This is a genomic window from Neobacillus sp. YX16, assembly GCF_030123505.1.
GTDB lineage: Bacteria > Bacillota > Bacilli > Bacillales > Cytobacillaceae > Neobacillus.
Genome location: NZ_CP126115.1, coordinates 3,051,833 through 3,071,843 on the forward strand (window position 1 = coordinate 3,051,833; position 20,011 = coordinate 3,071,843).

24 protein-coding genes are annotated in these 20,011 nt (G+C 37.1%); 20 read left to right on the forward strand and 4 right to left on the reverse strand.

The genetic code is table 11. The features are described from left to right. Positions 1 to 3 precede the first annotated feature (3 nt). The 10 genes from QNH48_RS14740 (at position 4) to QNH48_RS14785 (ending at position 9,095) form a co-directional block, all read left to right on the forward strand. Positions 4 to 978, forward strand: coding sequence for a nucleoside hydrolase (locus QNH48_RS14740; protein WP_283955575.1), 975 nt, complete (start codon positions 4 to 6; stop codon positions 976 to 978). Between the two features lie 67 nt (positions 979 to 1,045). After that, positions 1,046 to 1,648: an ECF transporter S component gene (locus tag QNH48_RS14745; RefSeq protein ID WP_283955576.1), complete on the forward strand. Its 603-nt coding sequence runs from the start codon at positions 1,046 to 1,048 to the stop codon at positions 1,646 to 1,648. 196 nt (positions 1,649 to 1,844) lie between these two features. Continuing rightward, entirely contained in the window at positions 1,845 to 2,594 is a 750-nt protein-coding gene (locus QNH48_RS14750) for an energy-coupling factor transporter transmembrane component T (protein ID WP_283955577.1), read from the forward strand. Continuing rightward, complete coding sequence (locus QNH48_RS14755) at positions 2,591 to 3,454, forward strand: energy-coupling factor ABC transporter ATP-binding protein (protein WP_283955578.1); 864 nt, start codon at positions 2,591 to 2,593, stop codon at positions 3,452 to 3,454. Before QNH48_RS14750 ends, QNH48_RS14755 begins: the two co-directional genes overlap by 4 nt. After that, positions 3,451 to 4,257, forward strand: a complete 807-nt coding sequence (locus QNH48_RS14760; protein WP_283955579.1) for an energy-coupling factor ABC transporter ATP-binding protein — start codon at positions 3,451 to 3,453, stop codon at positions 4,255 to 4,257. The genes QNH48_RS14755 and QNH48_RS14760 overlap by 4 nt, the downstream gene beginning before the upstream one ends. A 39-nt stretch (positions 4,258 to 4,296) precedes the next feature. Continuing rightward, the gene (locus QNH48_RS14765) at positions 4,297 to 4,974 is read left to right on the forward strand and encodes an aspartate/glutamate racemase family protein (protein ID WP_283955580.1); all 678 of its coding nucleotides are present in this window, start codon (positions 4,297 to 4,299) and stop codon (positions 4,972 to 4,974) included. Between the two features lie 78 nt (positions 4,975 to 5,052). Next, positions 5,053 to 5,976: an NAD(P)-dependent oxidoreductase gene (locus tag QNH48_RS14770; RefSeq protein ID WP_283955581.1), complete on the forward strand. Its 924-nt coding sequence runs from the start codon at positions 5,053 to 5,055 to the stop codon at positions 5,974 to 5,976. Positions 5,977 to 6,010: 34 nt separating this feature from the next. Next, entirely contained in the window at positions 6,011 to 7,240 is a 1,230-nt protein-coding gene (gene otnK / locus QNH48_RS14775; RefSeq protein WP_283955582.1) for a 3-oxo-tetronate kinase, read from the forward strand. Positions 7,241 to 7,258: 18 nt separating this feature from the next. Continuing rightward, entirely contained in the window at positions 7,259 to 7,843 is a 585-nt protein-coding gene (locus tag QNH48_RS14780; RefSeq protein WP_283955583.1) for a class II aldolase/adducin family protein, read from the forward strand. A gap of 304 nt (positions 7,844 to 8,147) precedes the next feature. Beyond that, entirely contained in the window at positions 8,148 to 9,095 is a 948-nt protein-coding gene (locus QNH48_RS14785; protein WP_283955777.1) for an EamA family transporter, read from the forward strand. A gap of 294 nt (positions 9,096 to 9,389) precedes the next feature. On the opposite strand, the gene QNH48_RS14790 is transcribed toward QNH48_RS14785, so the two are convergent. Next, positions 9,390 to 9,692 (reverse strand): hypothetical protein, encoded by a 303-nt coding sequence (locus tag QNH48_RS14790; RefSeq protein ID WP_283955584.1) that lies wholly within the window; start codon positions 9,690 to 9,692, stop codon positions 9,390 to 9,392. A gap of 301 nt (positions 9,693 to 9,993) precedes the next feature. Between QNH48_RS14790 and QNH48_RS14795 the strand changes: the two genes are divergently transcribed. The 3 genes from QNH48_RS14795 to QNH48_RS14805 all read left to right on the forward strand — a co-directional run bounded on the left by QNH48_RS14795 (position 9,994) and on the right by QNH48_RS14805 (position 12,212). Further along, entirely contained in the window at positions 9,994 to 10,116 is a 123-nt protein-coding gene (locus tag QNH48_RS14795; protein WP_283955585.1) for a hypothetical protein, read from the forward strand. Between the two features lie 120 nt (positions 10,117 to 10,236). Then, positions 10,237 to 11,553 carry an MDR family MFS transporter gene (locus QNH48_RS14800; protein ID WP_349655132.1) on the forward strand — a complete coding sequence of 439 codons (1,317 nt, stop codon included), beginning with the start codon at positions 10,237 to 10,239 and terminating at the stop codon, positions 11,551 to 11,553. Positions 11,554 to 11,777: 224 nt separating this feature from the next. Then, positions 11,778 to 12,212, forward strand: a complete 435-nt coding sequence (locus QNH48_RS14805; RefSeq protein ID WP_481858475.1) for a YhfM domain-containing protein — start codon at positions 11,778 to 11,780, stop codon at positions 12,210 to 12,212. A gap of 558 nt (positions 12,213 to 12,770) precedes the next feature. On the opposite strand, the gene QNH48_RS14810 is transcribed toward QNH48_RS14805, so the two are convergent. After that, positions 12,771 to 13,508, reverse strand: coding sequence for an AAC(3) family N-acetyltransferase (locus tag QNH48_RS14810; protein WP_283955587.1), 738 nt, complete (start codon positions 13,506 to 13,508; stop codon positions 12,771 to 12,773). A gap of 220 nt (positions 13,509 to 13,728) precedes the next feature. On the opposite strand from QNH48_RS14810, the gene QNH48_RS14815 reads away from it, so the two are divergent. The 7 genes from QNH48_RS14815 (at position 13,729) to QNH48_RS14845 (ending at position 18,102) form a co-directional block, all read left to right on the forward strand. Then, a complete protein-coding gene (locus QNH48_RS14815) occupies positions 13,729 to 13,947 on the forward strand; it encodes a hypothetical protein (RefSeq protein ID WP_283955588.1) in 219 nt (72 codons plus the stop codon). A gap of 33 nt (positions 13,948 to 13,980) precedes the next feature. Beyond that, positions 13,981 to 14,448 (forward strand): hypothetical protein, encoded by a 468-nt coding sequence (locus QNH48_RS14820; RefSeq protein WP_283955589.1) that lies wholly within the window; start codon positions 13,981 to 13,983, stop codon positions 14,446 to 14,448. A gap of 3 nt (positions 14,449 to 14,451) precedes the next feature. Continuing rightward, a complete protein-coding gene (locus QNH48_RS14825) occupies positions 14,452 to 14,649 on the forward strand; it encodes a DnaD domain protein (RefSeq protein ID WP_283955590.1) in 198 nt (65 codons plus the stop codon). A 206-nt stretch (positions 14,650 to 14,855) separates the two neighbouring features. After that, positions 14,856 to 15,047: a hypothetical protein gene (locus tag QNH48_RS14830; protein ID WP_283955591.1), complete on the forward strand. Its 192-nt coding sequence runs from the start codon at positions 14,856 to 14,858 to the stop codon at positions 15,045 to 15,047. A 480-nt stretch (positions 15,048 to 15,527) separates the two neighbouring features. Continuing rightward, a complete protein-coding gene (locus QNH48_RS14835; RefSeq protein ID WP_283955592.1) occupies positions 15,528 to 16,271 on the forward strand; it encodes a metal ABC transporter ATP-binding protein in 744 nt (247 codons plus the stop codon). Further along, the gene (locus tag QNH48_RS14840; RefSeq protein ID WP_283955593.1) at positions 16,272 to 17,129 is read left to right on the forward strand and encodes a metal ABC transporter permease; all 858 of its coding nucleotides are present in this window, start codon (positions 16,272 to 16,274) and stop codon (positions 17,127 to 17,129) included. A gap of 19 nt (positions 17,130 to 17,148) precedes the next feature. Continuing rightward, entirely contained in the window at positions 17,149 to 18,102 is a 954-nt protein-coding gene (locus QNH48_RS14845; RefSeq protein WP_283955594.1) for a metal ABC transporter substrate-binding protein, read from the forward strand. A 325-nt stretch (positions 18,103 to 18,427) separates the two neighbouring features. On the opposite strand, the gene QNH48_RS14850 is transcribed toward QNH48_RS14845, so the two are convergent. Then, complete coding sequence (locus QNH48_RS14850) at positions 18,428 to 18,814, reverse strand: GtrA family protein (RefSeq protein ID WP_095250213.1); 387 nt, start codon at positions 18,812 to 18,814, stop codon at positions 18,428 to 18,430. Positions 18,815 to 18,832: 18 nt separating this feature from the next. Next, complete coding sequence (locus QNH48_RS14855; protein WP_283955595.1) at positions 18,833 to 19,933, reverse strand: phosphatidylglycerol lysyltransferase domain-containing protein; 1,101 nt, start codon at positions 19,931 to 19,933, stop codon at positions 18,833 to 18,835. Positions 19,934 to 20,011 lie beyond the last annotated feature (78 nt).

The following is a 20,011-nucleotide window of genomic DNA, read 5'->3' on the forward strand; positions in this document are numbered from 1 at the left end:
ATTATGGTAGAACGAGTGATTATCGATACTGATCCAGGTACTGACGACCTTGCGGCTATTTATCTTGCGCTAGCGTCCCCGGAACTTAAAGTTGAAGCTATAACGACGGTGTATGGGAATATAGAGGTTCAAACTTCGACACGCAATGCTCTTGCTTTACTTGAAGTGGCTGGAAGAACGGATATTCCTGTTTACAAGGGGGTTGTCAAACCGTTAATACGTCCAATAAAGTTTGCCAAGCACATTCACGGCGATAACGGTCTCGGTGGTGTTGAACTCCCTATACCTTCAGTTTCAGTGGCGGAAGGGTATGCTGCGATGGAGATTGTGAAGCGCGTTAACGAGGCACCCAATGAAATCACTATTATGGCGATAGGTCCAGTGACAAATGTGGCACTCGCCCTTTCCATCGACCCAAGTATTGCGCAAAAGGTGAAAAGAATCATCGTCATGGGCGGTGCAGTCCGCGTTGCCGGAAACATTACTCCTACGGCTACATTCAATTTAAATTGTGATCCGGAGGCTGCGCGGGTGTTGTACGAGTCGGGTGCGCCTATCGTTCAGGTTGGTCTCGATGTATGTACAAAGGTGAGGATTTCGAAGGAAAACCTTGATTTTATAAAGGAATCGGGTAATCGTCCCGGAGCATTCCTCGTTGAGGCAGCCGAATTCCGCCGTCAGGCATACAGCAAAGCGCAGCTTACTTCAGATACGGAGACAGGTGTCTTTTTCAACGACTTGCCTGTCGTTGCCTATGCACTTTGGCCAGAACTCTTTGAGGTGCAGCTGGCATTTGTTTCGATTGAGACGGCAGGGGTGCTGACGGCTGGTCAGACTGTCGCAGAATTTACAGGGCAGTGGGGTCATCCGGAAGCCAATACCTCAATCCTCATGGGGGTTGATGGGGAAAGTGTGGCAAAACGGTTTGCCGATCGGATTTCTACCTTAGAACCTAAAAGCTCGAGCCTTATAAATTAATTAAATTTTACTTCAAGAGCAACTGGGCGAAATATCTGTAAAACCCATTTAAAAAGGAGGATGAAATATGAAAGGGATTAAAAAAGATTTTACACTTTTTGCAATTTTGCTCATTCCCATTGGTGTCGCCGTTAATGTAGTTGCTGGAGAACTAGTCGAATTGTTAAAGATACCTCTCTTCTTGAATCAAATTGGGACGATGATTGTTGCGATGGTAGCTGGTCCATGGGTTGGAGCGATAACAGGAGGGGTCTCAAAACTCATTTTTGGAATATTTAACCCTACTCAGTTAGCATTCATGCCGGTTGCCATGGCCTCCGGAATTGTAGTAGGTTTGTTAGCTAAGAAGGGAATGACAACAAAAGTTTGGAAGGTTGCCATTACTGGTTTTATTGTGGCGATTGTTGCGATACTAATTGCGACTCCGACAACGGTTATTGTTTTTGGCGGGGCATCCGGAACCGGATCAGATGCACTAACTGCAATTGTCTTAGCTTCAGGAAAAGAAATTTGGACTGCTGTTGTTACTCAAAAGATATTTGTTGAAAGTATCGATAAAATACTTTCAATATTTGTGGCCTATATGATTGTTCGGAAGATGTCTGATCAATACCTTTCTAAACAAAACTATGGACACTTATATATAAAAAATAAGACGATAGCTTCATAGAATATAGTAATAGTCATGGGGTGGGTGAGAATGTGGATAGCAATGCCTAACCTCACCACTCACCCCATTATGAAGTTTTCCTACTATCCACATATATTTTATAAACATAAGAGAGGCTTGAGAGTATTAAAACCCAATTTTTTCACCATGAAAGAAGGGGAAAAATGAACCTTAAAATGAAATGGGAGATAAAAATATGGAAAAACTAGGGACCTTTATTCTTAATCTATATCCAACTACGAAATTTTTGTTTGCAGTATTTTTGATGATCACTCCATTACTGTTACCAGGTTATCTATATTCATACTTGGTCCCCGTGTTGTGCTTAATCATTGCGATAATTGCTGGAAAAACAAAGCTATATGTAGACATTGTCTTTAAGGGACTGCTTTCGATCGTATTCATGATTTTTCTTTTGCAATCATTCTTCTATCCGGGAGATACCATATTATGGTCATGGAAGATATTCTCCATTAGACAAGAAGGAATTGACTTTAGTGTACAATTAACTTCCAAAATTTTAGCGGTAGGATCAGCCATTGTTTTATTTTTCCAGATTACAAAAATAAATGACTTAGCCCGTTCTCTAGAAATATTAGGGGTTTCGCCGAAAGCCACCTATGTGCTTTCATCCGCACTTAATATTATTCCGGAGATGAGGACGCATTTATTAAGAATAATGGATGCACAAAAAACGCGCGGTGTGGAAACGGAAGGGAATCTTCGAATCCGTTTGAAAGCATTTTTTCCGGCATTAACCCCTCTGATTTTATCGTCATTTTCAAGTACAGATGAGAAAGCTATAACATTGGAATCCAGGGCATTCACCGCCCGAACCAAAAAGACAAGTTTACATCAATTGGAAAAGACTAAGAGTGATTCAGTAGTAAGGGTTTTACTATTGATTTTATTTGTATTCATCTTGATCTGGAGGTTTTTCTTATGAGTGGCATAGAGATCAGAAATCTATCTTACCAGTACCCTACTGGCAGTGAAAAGGTTTTGCAAAATATTAATCTGAATATTGAAAGTGGAAAGTTTTATGCCTTTGTAGGTGTAAATGGCGGAGGCAAAACCACACTTTGTAATGTTATTCGAGGCTTTATTCCACATTTTTTTAAGGGAGATATCAGTGGTGAAGTATTGATAGACGGGAAGGATGTGCGTGATTGGGATACAAGTGATCTTGCGCAGAAGGTGGGATTTGTCTTCCAAAATCCTTTTACTCAAATCAGTGGAGTGAAAGAAACCGTTTTTGATGAGATTGCTTTTGGCCTTGAGAATTTAGGAGTTGAAGTCAGTCTTATTAGACATAAAGTTCAAGAAATAATTAGCTTACTTGGCATTGGCTATATACAAGACAAAAATCCAAATGAACTTTCAGGCGGGCAAAAACAAAGAGTGGCTCTCGCATCGATAATCGTGATGGAGCCAGATATTCTTATATTCGATGAACCAACATCACAATTGGATCCGCAGGGCACGGAGGAAATCTTTAAAGCAATAGATATTATGAAGAAAAAAGGAAAAACCATTATATTAGTAGAGCATAAAATTGAATTAATCGCGGAGTATGCAGACTATATTGTCGTTCTTCAGGATGGACAAATTAAGAGACAGGGAAGAACGGAAGATGTTCTTACTCACGAAGATACACAGGACTTTGGGATAGGATTAACCCAGTATACACTATTAGATTTACAAATGCGGAAACACAATATGAATACCGAAAGAATTCCCATTACAGAAAGTGACTCCATTAAAGTGATGAAAGAATGGATGTCATTACAAGGGGTGAAAGCATGAGTTTTTTAACGTTAAATGACATTACCTATCGTTATCCCAATGGTTTTATGGCTGTTGAAAATGTCAGCATGTCTTTCGAAAAGGGTGAATCGGTAGCTATAATTGGACAAAATGGTGCTGGGAAAACGACAACAGTGAAAATGATGAATGGATTATTAAAGCCGACAAAAGGTGATGTCATTATTGGTGGCTTAAATACAAAAGAATATACAACCGCTCAGATAGCTAGAAAAGTAGGATATGTATTTCAAAACCCTGATGATCAAATTTTTCATGAAAATGTAAAAAGCGAAATAAGGTTTGGTCCTAAAAACCTTGGATTTTCGGAGGCGAAGATTGAAGAAAACGTAATGAAGGCAGCAGAATTAACGGGAATTGTGCCTTTATTAGATATACATCCGTATAATTTGCCTTATTCTCTGAAAAAATTTGTAACGATTGCCTCGGTGATTGCGATGGATACAGAGACGATTATCTTAGATGAGCCAACCGCTGGTCAAGACTCTCTTGCAATTAAAAGATTAGGTTCCATTATTGATTCATTAGTTCAAGAAGGGAAAACCATTATTACCATTACACATGATATGGAATTTGTCGTTGAAAATTTTGACCGAGTCATCGTAATGGCAAATAAGAGAGTAGTCGCAGATAGTACGAAGCAGGAAATATTCTGGAATCATGACATCTTGGAAGAAGCAATGCTAAAACAGCCACATATCAGTCGATTAAGTCATGCACTAAATTTAAATGAGAAAATATTAAATATTGACCAAATGATAGATACGCTAAAAGTGATCAGATGAATGAAACTCTAGTACTACTAAAATAGAAGGAGAATTGATATGAAAATTGGTATTATTCATGCAACATGTAATGCTGTGCCACCTTTAAATGCAGCGTTCAAAAAGCTAGCCCCGGAAGTAACGGTTTTAAATTTTGTTGATGAAAATATTCAGTACTATGCAAACCAAATTAATGGAATCGATGATAAATTATATCGAGATTTTGTAGATATTGCAGTTAAAGCACAGGAGGCAGGTGTTGATGCAATCATTGTAGCATGCACCGTGCTGACACCTGTTGTAGATTCTGTGAAGCCATTTATATCCGTACCCATTTTTGCGGTTGATCGTCCAATGTTAGAAAAGGCAGTCAATCATTATAAAAAAATAGGCGTTGTTGCGACGACTGCCCCATCAGGACCAGCAACAAAAGCCCAATTGGAGAGGATTGCCAACCTTTTGGGGAAAGAAGTTGAAGTAGATATACAAATTAATACGCAGGCTATGACTGAATTGAAAGCCGGAAATGAGGAAGAACATAATCGTCTTAATTGTCGTGCTGCAGCGGAATTGAAAGAAAGAGGATGTGAAGTGATCGTTCTTGCGCAGATTACTCAGGCATCTGCAGAAAAGGAAACCAATACACTAGGTCTACCAGTGTTGACTAGTCCAAAAGAAGCGGTAAAAGCGGTAATCAGTGCGTTAGAAAGTGAAAAACTAAATAAAGTTCGCAGCTAAAATCTATTGCGAAAAATCTGAAGATTATTAATTTTATAAAGCCTTAAAATTATTTATAAATAAAAGGAGTGTTCCTCAATGAAAGTAAGTTATATTGGATTAGGTGTAATGGGCACGGGAATGGCATTAAATCTTGCAAAAGGTGAAAATGAAGGTGAATTTGATTATCTTGTATGTGATGCAAATCCAAATGCTCTTGAACCATTCAAGGAAAAAGGAATTAAAACCACAACGAATAGTATAGATACAGTCGATAGTGATTATATTTTTCTCTGTTTACCAGATTTAGAGATTGTAAAAGAATTGGTAGTAGGAGAGAACGGTCTATTAAAGCATCTGGAACCTGGTCAAACAATTGTTGACTTTAGTACCATTAGTTATTTAGGTGCAATCGAAATTGCAGAAACCTGCAGAGCGAATGGAATTGAATATATGGATTGTCCGATTTCTGGTCATCCGAGAAAAACTATCGAAGGAACACTTAGTATCATGTGTGGTGGGAATGAAGAATTATTTAACACAATAAAACCTATGCTTGATCGAATGGGGACACAGGTACTCTACATGGGTGAAAACGGGGCTGGACAGCTGACGAAGATGATTAATAACTGTGCATTAAATATTTGTTGTGCAAGCTTTAGTGAACTATTGCCAGTTGGTGTAAAACTTGGTTTAGATCCAGAAAAACTCGGTGACATATTAATGACAGCTACAGGGTCCAGTTTTGCTTCACAAACATTGATTCCTAAGGTTTTAGAAGGGGATTTTGAACATAGTTTTTCACTAGAAAGAGCATATAAAGATATGGAAAGTATGAATGAAGTATTAGTGAAATACCAAATTCCGCTGCCAACTTTGAGCGGAACAATGCAAACTTATCAACTTGCATTACATAACGGACAAGGTGATTACTACAAGCATGCAATGATTCGCTACTTTGAAGATTTGTTAGGTGTAAAGGTTCGTAAAAAAGACTTTGCAGAAGTTCAATCTGTTAAATAACATGCATCTAAAAAGATAATAAGGGGTGAACCTAGTGCGTTTTGGTTGTGTTGCAGATGATTTTACCGGTGCTAGTGACATCGCTTCTTTTTTTGTAAAAGGTGGACTTAGTACTGTTTTATACAATGGAGTACCGAACGTTGATGAGGCTCCACAGGCGGAGGTATGTGTAATTGCTTTAAAAACCCGTACCCAAGACCCAAAAGAAGCTGTCAAAGATTCCCTTGAGGCAATAAGCTGGTTAAAAGAGCAGGGTGCACAACAATTTTATATAAAATATTGCTCTACATTTGATTCTACACCTGAGGGGAATATTGGACCAATCTGTGATGCGGTAATGCAAAAGCTGGATGTTCCCTATACGATTCTTTGTCCAGCGCTTCCGGTAAATGGGCGTACTGTTAAAGAAGGGTGCTTATATGTCAATGGAGTTCCATTGCATGAGAGCCCAATGAAGGATCATCCGCTTACTCCAATGTGGGATTGTGATCTAGTCCGTTTAATGAATGCACAAAGCATGTTCCCTAGTGTTAAAATCTCAGACTCTTCCAATAAGGAAGAAGTAAATGAATTTATTGCAAGAATGAAAAATAAGCATGAAAAATTTTATATTGTACCAGATTACGAGAAAGAAGAAGATGCCCAAAAGCTGGTCCATTTATTTGGAAATCTGAAACTGATTACTGGCGGTAGTGGTCTAGCATATCTATTGGCGAAAATGATTAAGAAAAATGCTGAAGCAGATGGATTTGAACGGTCTGAGTCACCTGCGTTCCTATTAGCAGGGAGCTGCAGTGAAGCGACACGAAACCAGATATTAGAATATCAAAAATATGGCGGCGAAACGTATTTTATGGATCCCATGAAATTACTTTCAGGTGAAGAATCGGTAGAGAAGATTTGGAATGTGATTTCTCAAAACAAAGAAAAATCGATTTTAGTATATAGCAGCGACACACCTGAGAATGTCAAACGAATTCAACAACAAGGGAAGGAAGAAGTTGCAGAAAAATTAGAAAAAGCAACTGCAGATTTAGCAGAACTTGCTGTCCAAGCAGGGTTCCACAGAATCATTGTGGCTGGTGGTGAAACGAGTGGAGCAGTAGCAAAAAGGCTCGGGTTCAATGGATACCATATTGGAGATAGTATTGCACCTGGAGTACCCATCATGATACCTATAGAGGATCACCGAATTCGAATCGTGTTTAAAAGTGGAAACTTTGGAAATTCTGATTTTTTCCTGCGTGCTTTATCTTTAACATAATAGAGAGAAGTGGTAAGTATGAAAGATACATTAGATAAGAAGATTAATAATGCGATATGGGTTGCCCATAGTCTCTTTCAACGTGGAAAAGCTACAGGAAGTGTCGCTAACTTAAGCTTTTTACATGAAGATAAAATTTATATTACTGCTACTGGAACATGCTTTGGAACACTGAAACCAGATGAGTTTGCTGTTCTCGACATGGATGGAAATCAATATGATCACTTAAAACCAAGTAAAGAATGGCCGTTACATTTGTCCGTATACAAAGCAAATCCAGATACAGGTGCAGTTCTTCATACACACAGTACGTATAGTGTGCTTTGGAGTTGTTTACCTGGGCTAAATGAATCAGATTGTATGCCGGATCATACACCATATTTGAAAATGAAATTGGGAACTGTTGGCTTAATTCCTTATGAAAAACCGGGAAGCAAAGAACTGTTTAGCGTATTTGAAAAACGTGTAACGGCTAGTGATGGCTGGCTTTTGAGCCATCATGGCCCGGTTGTACCAGGAATAGATATCATGGATGCATTTTTCACATTAGAAGAGTTAGAGGAAAGTGCAAAGATTGCATGGGAGTTACGAAAAGAACTATAACTTTTCAAGTTCTTGAATGCGTAAATAGAGGAATTTACACAGGGCATTTTCATATGGAAATGCTCCTTTTTTCGTATAAATAAAAAATGGCTGTGTTAAAGGAAAATATTGATTTTAGAACTCTGTTGATTTGTGCGTAAGGAGCGAGACTCCTGCAGGGACGGGACAGGGGAGACCCCTCATGCGCGCTTTAGCGCCGAGGAGGCTTCCCGAACCGCCTGCGGAAAGCGAAGCGCCTGGAGCACAAATCAACAGCCCAATCTACCACAGCCTAAAAATAAAAAAAGGATGTAGAATGATGAAGATGTATGTGTATCCTTTGTTGGTAATTATTGCAGCTAGTAGTTATGGCGTAGTTTCCACAATCATAAAACTAGCGATGCGTAGTGGTTTTTCAGTCTCAGAGGCAGTTACCAGTCAATTTTTTATCGGTTTTTGTATCGCCTTATGTATTTTCGTTCTTACAAACAGATCAAAATTAAGCATTAAGGGAATTAAATTTCTTATTTTTGCAGGCATTTTAACAGGGTTAACAAATATTTTGTATGGTCGTTCTTTGAACTTTTTGCCTGCTTCTTTGGCAGTTGTACTCATGTTTCAATTTACATGGATCGGCATGTTGATTTCCTGTATAACAAAACGCCGATTTCCCAACCGAATTGAATTGATAACTTTAATCATATTGGTAGCAGGAACGATACCAGCAGCTGGATTGATTGATGTTGATTTATCTCAAATACCTATTGAAGGGTGGTTATGGGGGTTAGCAGCAGCTCTTTGTTATTCCTTATTTTTATTTGTGAATGGAAAGGCAACGGCAAGTTTGACAATCTCTAACCGGTTAGTATTGGTTTCTTTCTTTGCCTTTTTAATGTCGACAGTTTTTCAGTCTCCAGAAATTATTTGGAATGGGACTTTGTTTAATGAAGGACTTTGGGTTTATGGTTTGGCATTGGGACTATTTGGTTTGATTATTCCGGTTTTATTATTTACAATTGCAGTTCCTAAAGTTGGATTAGGTATGTCATCGATACTAAGTGCTATTGAATTACCAGTCGCGGTGATGGTATCCGTTATCTTATTAAGTGAAACGGTTACTACTTTGCAAATAGTAGGTATTGTAATCATTATTCTCGGTATGAGTTTACCAACAATGCTAGATAGAAAAAGATTGTTAGTCAAAAATAAAACTTCAAAATCAACTGTAAAAAGTCAATCAAACATGTTTGGTGAATTAAAAAAACATATTTGATTACAGCCACTAGATTTTACCACCCTCGCCAAGTTTTTTACCAATGTTCCCAAGAATTTACTGCAAAAAAGTTGACAGGCACCATCCAGAAAATTGGCTGGTGCTTTTGCATTAAGAATCTGAGTTATATTAAACGACCCTCGTGCAGATAATAGTAAAAGAGAAAGAACTCTTTATTGAGTTCTTCCTCTAGACATTTCACCCTTATTGACCCTGCAACAGTTCTTCAACATCCGTGGTTAACGGAAAATTTCCACTCCCTAGTTCATTTGAATGGTATCATTATGAAAAAAGCTACTTATTTATAGAGTTAGTATTATTGCTCTCATCACGATTATTGGAATCTAAATTATTATCTGCATCAGCAGTCTCCACCATCTGGTTACCAATAACACCGCCCGTAACACCGCCTATAACAGTACCAAATAGTCCAAATGGAGCACCTATCATAGCACCCGCCATGGCATCAGTTAAAGTTCCTGCTGTTTCACTCTCACCAAAGTCACTGGTATCCTGATTAGCATCACTACCAGTTAGGTTGTTACCACTTTCTTTTACATTTCCATCAAAGTTATTCTGTTCGTTACTGTGTTTCATCTATTCACTTCCTCTTTGATTGATAGGAAATATGCAAAATATGAACGTACATCATCCTAAACATATACTACCCAGTTGAATTAGTTTTACTCACTATATTTAGGAAGCAGGCTTTATCCTCATTAGAGAAGGGTATATGAAAAGGCAGCCATTTTTACTTGAGAGGACTGTCCTAATGGCTTACTTAAAGGTCTTTATTTTTCTTAAAGGAATTTCTTTACATGCATGTTAATAATAAATTATAATTCTTATGGATAATTAAGATAATTTAAAAAAATTCAGGAATAGGAGGTGTAAGGAAATGCTTAATGGTTTACGTTTTAAGGTTAATTGGATAGTAGAAGTATGTTCCACCAAATATGTACTTATGTCTAACGGGAGCAGTGTGCACTTTTTTAACTATAAAACGATGGTTCAACCATAAGTTTTCCTTACCCATTCTTTCATTTTAATTAAAATGCCGTGGGCGGGTTTAACTTGCTCACGGCTTTTTTGTTCTAGTAAAAGTATAATCTATCAGTCAAAGAGAAATGAGGAAAAAGAAATGAAAATGAGTTTACAGGCCTTTCGAAACATGGATCGTAATATTTGGATTCGTTTTATCGGCGAATCGATTAATGGTATTGCGATGATGATGTTAATGCCTTTTTTCGCCTTATATATGAGTGATAAGGTGGATCATTTTTGGCAAGTTGGTGTTGTGATGGCGATGGGGCCAATTGCCGGAGTGCTGGGTTCATTAATAGGTGGAAAGCTTGCGGATCAATATGGCAGGAAACCTATTATGATTGTTTCAATGGTTGGAAATGGATTGGTGATGCTTGGTTTTATTTTTTTCGATGGTTTCTATCCTTTCTTATTGATATCGAGTTTTTTCGGTTTGTTTAATTCTCTTTTTCATCCTGCGGCATCAGCCATGGTCGCTGATGTGACGGATGAAGAAGGAAGAACGGAAGCATTTGGGCTGCTTCGAATGGGACACAATATTGGAGCAGCAATCGGTCCATTGCTTGGAGCATCCGTTGTGTTTTTATCAAAGTCCGTTATTTTTATCATTGCTGCTTCATCCGTTTTTATTTATTCTCTATTTTTAGCGCTCTTGCTTACAGAAACACTTCCGAAAAATGAACGAAAAAAGGATACGAAAGATCTTGATAAAGAGGAGAAACTGCCATCTATATTTACGGTGCTTGTCAAAGATAAAATATTATTTTTCTATATTATCACGGGAATTGTTATTTCAATGGGATTCTCACAAACGGAAGGGATGCTTCCACTGCATTTTGATCAACAATTGCCGGCACTTTCCGATGCCCAAAATCCATATCCTTATTTAATGGCTTTTAACGGAGCACTGGTCGTTTTCTTCCAATTCGCGATATCGAAATGGGCAAGTAAGCGCAAACTTGGAAAGGTCATGCTATATGGTTCGGTTTTATTTGGTTTTGGGCTGCTTTCAGTAGGATGGCTGCCAATCTTTTTTACAAAGCTCCAGTTTTCCTATTGGAGTATCCTTTTAATTCTTATCATTATCTATGGAATCTACACATTAGGGGAAATGCTCTTATCCCCGGTACAAATGACATTTGTAGCGAATATTGCACCTGAACATTTACGTGGGACCTATATGGGGGCAGCAAGTCTTCAGTGGATTGTTGGCAGTGCATTCGGTCCCATTTTTGCAGGTTTTTTGCTGGATGAACATCTTGGTCAGGTTCTATTTACCGTTCTAGGAATAGGTTGTATCGTTGCCGGTATTATTTATTTATCACTTGATAAATGGGTATCAGAAGCGAAGGAAAAGAATCAGACCCTTCATGTTAAAAAGGAAGTTACAGCAAGTGGAACGAATATAACATAGCTTTATGTAGAGAATTTATTCAAAAACGGGCTCGATTCTACAGTAAGAATCGAGCTCTTCTTTGTGCTAAGGGCTTTTAATGAAATAGGACTTTAAGATACTTTGGTGTTCGCAGGAACCAGAGGTCTGGCCAGTTAACAGGTTGGTCGAAGAATGTTTTAAGATGGAACACGTTGAAACTTTACCTAAAACAATTCGTCCTATAATAAAAGGGGTGGATTCACTTGAAACAATACAAAAAATTAATGGTCACTATTGGAATGCTGTTAATATTTTTAGCAGGTTGTTCAAATGATTTAAAAGATGGGGAACAATGGATAGAAGTCCAAAAGTATATGGGGAATGAAAATCATTATGAGGACTTTAAAGAAATTAATAATAATGAGCAAGTTAAAAAAGTGAAAGAGATTTTATCAGATATTGATTGGGAAAATGCAAAAGTGTCTATGGTACGCCCTCCTGATTACAGGTTTGGATTTCAATACAAAAATTCTAACATTGAAGCGAAAGCAGTGTTGTATGAGCTTTGGATAAGCCCAAATAAGGAAAAAGTAGAACTTGTTATAGATGCTGAAAGTAAATATGCTCAATTAGATAAAGAAAAATCGGCAATCCTATACGAAATTATTACGGGAGAAAAATTATCAGACTTAAAATAATGATTTGACCTAGAGAGTAGAATAAGGAATTTTTGATAGATTTTATCCGTCTATTAGCTTAAAAAGGGGGGAGTAGGTTGTTTCGGAAGTTATTCTATTCATTGATTGCATTATTTATATTTACAATTACGTGATGCAGTAATGTATGGGAAACAACTAAAGTAACAATTGAGGGTATTGATGCCGAGGAAGTTTTAACATTAGACCCTGATACTGATATTTTTGTTTGTTCAAAATCCGGAATGATTAACTTTTGCCAAGCAATAATCTTATTGCTTGTTGTTTTAAATGCAGATTATTTGTGAGAACCACCATTTGCTAACGAAAGCGAAGGGTGGTTTTCTTGTTTTCTTGAATCTTATTCTGAACAAATTCAAATTGGATTAGCTTTTTCATCCTAGCTACGAAATAAAAAAGCCACCAGAACCGTCCCCACGGTCCCCCCACGGTCCCTAATGACCGAAGTGTCCAGAGGAGTGTCCAAAGAGTGTCCAGAGGGACGGTTCTCATGGTACAAATTAGACAAAAATGACCGCGAGAACCGTCCCCACGGTTTTCTCAAGAGAATACTTCTTGGTCTTCCTTTAGTATATGATAGAGCAAGTCTGTCATTTTTTCTGTATCGCAGACTCGCACGTTCGCATCGCCAAAATGACCTTTATACATCACTTGATTAGTAAGAAAGATTTCTTCAACTCGTTCATATTTTTCAGAGGTGTGACCAATATGTCTTCTTTGTGGAACTGAAATTTCGGTTTTATCTGGTAGTACGGTGTAAAGCTGTTCATGATGATCCGTTAAACGACCAGGTATATCAACCCATTCCTCGACTCCGTGGATATAGGTACATCTGGTTAAACCAACCCCTATTAGTAGAATGGTTGCCTTTTGATCTAGTAATTTCCCCCAACTAGATTCCCTTGCACAAGGCGTATCAAATTTTTCATTTCCTGCAACAAATTCATGAGCCTTTTTTCCCAATGCTGCCACTGAATGTGTAGGATGCCATGAGCGAACAACACCGGGACGTTTCCAAAAAAGTTCCGTTAATAGACCCACACAAGATGGAGACTCATTTACATGAAACCGAGGATTTTCAGCATTTATATACGACCATGTATGTGTAGGAAAAACTAAAAGGCCATTTTTCATATATTCGGACAACGAATCAAGGACAGTTTCCGCACCACCCTCAACTTGCCCAATACTTTTCATTGAAGAATGAACAAGTAACGTTCCATTTCCATCGATTCCTAAATCTTTCAGATGGTCAAGTAAATCTTGTTTTGTGTACATATCATTCTACCTTTCTAACTTGCTTCTTAGAAATAGGATACCATATTTACTAGGTGTCCATAGGGACGGTTCTCATGGGACAAGTTAAACAAAAAGGACCGCTAGAACCGTCCCCATGGTCACCCTGTCCTTTTGCCTCCTAAATCTATATATAACTTATGGAAGTTATTTTTGAAAAAGGAAGGTCAGTGATTGAAGATGGCAAGATATCGAATAGTCCGTGTTGAGTTTTGGGAAAATCCAATATTTTTATCTTTACCTGCTTACAAATCCCAAAACTACTCAAATTGGAATCTATACCATTACGAGAAAACAATTGGCTTTTACTTTGGGCTATTCGATTGAGAAGGTACATTCGTTGATGGAAAGATTTATCAATCAATACAAGTTGATTCGCTACAATCCTGAAACAAGAGAGCTTGCAATTAAAAACTGGTGAAAAGACAATCTGCATAAGGGTGGGAAACCGATCATGGATTGTATTTATTCCGAATTAAAAGAAGTTCAGGATACCTCACTGGTTCAATATGTTTTGGAACATATACTTAAGAATGATATTCGCAGCCTTTATGAATCCTTTTGTGAACAAGGAAGGATGGTTTTCGATCAGGAAGATCGTGACCTAGATGAAAATGATACATATAAAGAAACAGATGGTGAGGAAGATGACGATTCGTTCACGCACCGTTATACGATACGTGGACAAAAAGAAAATGAAAAAGAAAATGAAAAAGAAAAACAACAACAAGATCTTTATCCTAATGTAGTGAGAAATCCAGAAATTAAAACTCCTTTACAGAATGATCAAAACGATGTGAAAGAAATTGTTGAGTTTTGGGACACCAATGGATTTGGTGTTTTAAACGTGAATGCAAAGCAGCAGCTTTTATCTTGGTTAGATGATTCTTGTTTCTTACAGCCTAAAGAGATGATTTTATAAGCTATGAATATTGCATGTGCCAATAACAAACGAAAGCTTCACTATGTGGTGGGGATTCTGAAAAACTGGGAAAATGAATCTCTACTGACCGTAGAAGAAATAGATACCCTTCATGACAACCAAAAGTCCAACCAAAAGCATATATCAACACAATCATTTCCTGTCGGAAGAGTGATTACAGTTGGATTTGAACTTACTTAACGGCTGGTGAAGAATGATGAGCGTTGTTGAAAAAGACTATTATTGAATTGTCACAAATATTCACTAGATTTCCAGCTTGCTAGCGGAATTGATGTGGTTTCGTTTAGGGATAGGAGGAAGGAATTCGAGCGGTTTCCTTCTATAGCGGGGTAATTCAACAAACAATATTGCTAGTTAGTAACTTGAAAGGCAAGAGGGGATTATTCATGAGAAAACGAACAGGAGCTATCACTATGATCGCAGCAGCAGCCTTTATAGCAATCTATCCATTACCATCTCAGAATGAAGAAACGGCACAAGAGAATACCCTTCAGGTAACTGAAGATCAAGTAAGTAACGTAGCCATTACTTTAATCGATATCATTGACGGAGATACCATTAATGCGACAGGTTGCTAAAACAGGGCAACTAATAGAGGAGTTTTCACCTTATGGTGTCCCTATCCCTGAGGAAGCAATAAAGGTGATGGTTTTCCTGTTCTTACACTAACAGTATGGAGAAGCCTTCAAGGCTTATATCGTTTTACCTATTCAGGTCAACACAGGCAATCGATGTGAGACAGGAGCAAATGGATGGAGCCTTATATCAAGAGAAACACCTTTCATATGTTGTGTGGTGGACAGAGAAGGTGAGGGATGTCTCTTTTCAGGAGGCTTTTTGAATTCTTCGATGAGAATACAAAAGAAAAGCCTTTTTAATTGACATGGTTTTTCCTGTAGTTTAAAATGTTTCCTAAGGTAAACTTTTTTTAATTAGACCATATATATAGTTAAAGTAAGATGTGGTAAATTTCCACTTTATTTTTTTAATTAAAAATTGCATTAAGTCAACATTTTTCATACAAAGAAAAACATTAGATATGAAGGAGATGATTATTAATGAATCCAGCGCTTTCAGTGAAAAGTTTGTTTGTGTCCTACCATGGTAATGAAGCGGTGAAAAATGTTAGTTTTTCAATAGAACCAGGTAAATTAGTTGGGATTATTGGTCCAAATGGAGCTGGGAAATCAACGCTATTAAAGGCATTGTTAAACCTTATCCCGAAAGATAAAGGCGAAGTTCAAATATACGGAAAAAGTTTTAATGAGCTAAGAAAATCCGTTGCCTATGTCCCGCAAAGGAGCAATATTGACTGGGATTTTCCAATCACTGTTTTAGATACTGTCTTACTCGGAACGTATCCAAAACTAGGTTTATTCAAAAGACCAAAAAAGGCAGAAAAAGAATGGGCGCTACAATGTTTACAAAGGGTTGGTATTGCAGAATTTAGTAAGCGTCAAATTGGAGAACTTTCAGGGGGACAGCAACAACGAGTTTTTTTAGCAAGGGCACTTGCTCAAGAATCTGAAATGCTCTTTCTGGATGAGCCTTTTGTTGGTATAGACGTATCAAGTGAAGAAACCATTATTACTATATTGAAAGAATTAAAGAATAGTGGCAAAACGATTCTTGTTGTTCATCATGATCTAAGTAAAGTCAGTGATTATTTTGACCAACTTGTTCTGTTAAATAAAGAACTTATTGGTTTTGGAGATATAAATCAGGTTTTAAATGCGGAAGTTTTGGCTAAAGCGTATTCTGGACAGTTTTCGTTTCTTGATAGATTGGGGGTGAAGGTATAAATGTCTTTTATTGAGGCTGTGATTCAATACGGATTTTTACAAAAAGCTCTTTTAACCTCTATAATGGTTGGAATTATTTGTGGAGTAGTGGGCTGTTTTATCATTTTAAGAGGAATGGCACTAATGGGTGATGCGATTTCTCATGCTGTTCTTCCAGGGGTGGCAATTGCTTACATGCTTGGAATTAATTTCTTTGCTGGAGCCGTTATTTCAGGTGTTTTGACCGCAATGTCAATCGGTTTTGTTAGCCAAAATAGTCGTATCAAAAATGATATATCCATTGGAATTATGTTTACGGCTGCTTTTGCATTAGGAATTATTCTAATCACCCTTATGAAAAGTAGTACGGACCTTTATCACATCTTGTTTGGGAATGTATTAGCAGTCCGACCTTCAGATATGTGGACTACACTGGGAATAGGAATATTTGTGTTAATTTCTATTTATTTGTTCTATAAAGAACTGCTTGTGACTTCTTTTGATCCAACCATGGCAGAAGCGTACGGACTACCAATTAAAATCATCCATTATTTTTTAATGACGCTACTGACAATGGTAACTGTTGCTTCTTTACAAACGGTGGGAATCATACTGGTAGTGGCTATGCTAATCACACCAGCAGCAACAGCCTACTTATTAACCAATCGATTATGGGTAATGATTTACCTTTCAGCTGGTTTAGGAGTGATTGCATCGGTTGTGGGTTTATACTTTAGCTTCACTTATAACTTAGCCTCAGGAGCAACCATTGTCTTAGTTTCAACTGCCCTCTTCCTATTAGCCTTTGGTTTTTCACCAAAACAAGGTATCTTATGGCGTTCCTTAAAAGCAAGAAGGAAAAAACAAGCCCTTTCATAAAAATTTAGGAGGAATAGCAATGAAATATATTTTAAAATTATTTATAACAAGCCTTTTGGCAATTGTAATTCTGGCAGGATGTAGTGAAAGTAAAGAAACCGGTAGTGAAGTAGGAAAAGAACATAAAGATGATAAGTTACAGGTGGTTACGACTTACTCAATTCTTTATGATATCGTAAAAAATATCGGTGGCGATCAAATAGAGATTCATAGTTTAGCTAAAGTAGGATCTAATCCGCATGAATATGACCCACTTCCATTAGACATTCAAAAAACAACAGATGCAGATGTCGTTTTTTATAATGGTTTAAATCTTGAAGCGGGTAACTCTTGGTTTGAGAAACTTATCCAAACTGCGGGAAAGACTGGTGAGGATGCGCCTGTATTTAGACTAAGTGAAGGAGTAGATCCTAAATTTTTAACATCAGAAGGAAATGAAGGTGAAGAAGATCCACATGCATGGCTTGATATCCGCAACGGAATTAAGTATGCAGAAAATGCAAGAGATGCACTGATTGAAATAGATTCAGCGAATGCAAATATTTACGAAAAAAATGCTAAAGAATATATTTTGAAATTAGAAAAACTTCATCAAGAAGCGTTAGAAAGCTTTAATAAAATTCCTAAGGAAAAGCGTTTTTTAGTTACAAGTGAGGGAGCTTTTAAATATTTTAGTGATGCATACGAATTTGAGGCAGGATACATTTGGGAGATCAATGCAGAAAATCAAGGAACACCGCAACAAGTAAAGCAAATAGTGGATTTAATCAATGAACAAGAAATTCCAGTATTATTTGTAGAAACGAGTATCGACCCTCGCAGTATGGAAATGGTTTCAACAGAAACTGGTGTTCCAATTGGTGGGACATTATTTACAGACTCTCTTGGAAAACAGGGTGAAGATGGAGATTCTTATATTGGTATGATGGAATGGAATATCTCTGTTATATTTGAAAACTTAATGGGAAATTAGGGATAAATGAATTAACAAATACAATATAAAAAAAGCCGTTGAAAATCGGCTTTTTTTTAGATTTTTAAGAAAGGTCGATATATTCCTTGATAAAAAATAATACCACCTAATACAACGGGGGCGATTGTTCAGTAAAGTTAATCAAAATCCGTAAGGAAAAAGCTTAAATGGTATACTGGTGCAAAAGTTTAATAACGAAGCTGTCAGTTTGTGAGTGTTTTTTTCTTTGCTAGGGGTCAGTCCCCCGGCGAATCACTGCGTTAATGTAACGGGGGGCAGTAACGACTAAAAAGCCATCAGAACCGTCCCTCCGGTCTTTTTCCTACTATTTAAATGTCCAATAGTTATTCAATATGAAGTTGATGATGGGTATTATCAATGTTGTGATTAGCTCACCGATTACATAGTGAAGTGAAAGTATATTTACTACTAGATACATAATACCAAAATTTAAGATGAAACCAATGGCAGAAACAACTAGAAAACGCAACAATTGATTGTAGGAGAAGTCGCTGCCAAAGGTAAATTTTTTGTTTAATAGAAATGAAATGTAAGTCATGATAATAAAGGAAAATGTTGATGCGAAAATCGGATCTTTGTCAAAAAGTTCAACCAAGATGAAAACGGAAAGAAAATAAATGAGCACGCTTATGCAGCCCACAACACTGTATTTGATAAATTTAAGAAATAGTTCTTTGCTTACGAGCATCATTATAGCCTCTCATTTTGGTCATTCAAAACGCCATTTTGAGATAGCATTTTTAATAGAATTATTTTTTCTTTCCTTAATATCTATTGAACTACGTTTAGAGTTGATCAGAAAAAGTAGTTGTAAAATAGTTAACGGCAGAAAGGTTTTTTTGTAAGCTAAATATTTTGGTTCCCAATCGGTAGAAAATTTACTTTTAAATTCTTTTAGACCTTTAAAATTGTATAAGGAATTCCCGTAAAGGTAGGCTAGACGAATTAATTTTTCACATGTAAATGAATGTTTGCAGTTTCCTACATTTGATAATGGTGACATACCCAAACTGCAGATTTGATATCCATTATTTTTTGCCCACTGAAATATATGAATAAATAATACATCCATTGTTCCATGAGGGCTATCTGAATATTTTCTCATCAGGTCAATGGTAACCGTATTTTGAAAATCGCTTGCTAACGTCGAAAAAGCAATTACTTTCCCTTCAGGGTTGTGTAAAAGGGCGATAGGGAAACGCGAAACATATTCTTTGCTAAAAGAGACGACCGAAAACCCTTTTTCCTTCTGACTGCCTAACCATGAATCGGAAATATGCTTTAATTCGGAAAGCAGGTGATTAGAATAAGGGGGGTGGACTACGCTAAATGTATAAGAATTTCGCGTAAATTTATTCAATCTTGTTCGTAATTTTGCTCCTTGTTTTCCTTCTAAAGAAAATTGTTGGAGATTCACTAATCCCTCTTCGCCCACCTTGAAGAAGCGAAAACCTGTATCATGGTAATAGTGCATATACTGTGGGCTTATTTGATAGAAAACAGGTTTAAAGCCTCTGCTTTTGCTATATTCACAGAAATCTATTATGGCTTCCTGAATTTTTGCTTCATCTCCAATTGGATCACCTAAAACCATTAATTTATTTGCAATGCGTTTATATACAATTAGTACATCTCGCTCTTTCGTCCAAAAAATCTCTTTATCTTTTAAAAAAATCAAATGAGAAGCATGATTTCCTCCATTTTCCTGTAAAAAAGAAGACAATTCATCATATTGTAGATCGATGTTACTTGTGGGAGACTTCATCTTCTCACCTTGTTTTTTAATAAAGGATGTAATCACATCAAGCATGAAAGGTTTCCTCCTGAAAAAAAATCAACTATTAAATAATAACATAGGAAGGGTTAATTGACTGTGTAGAATTTATTG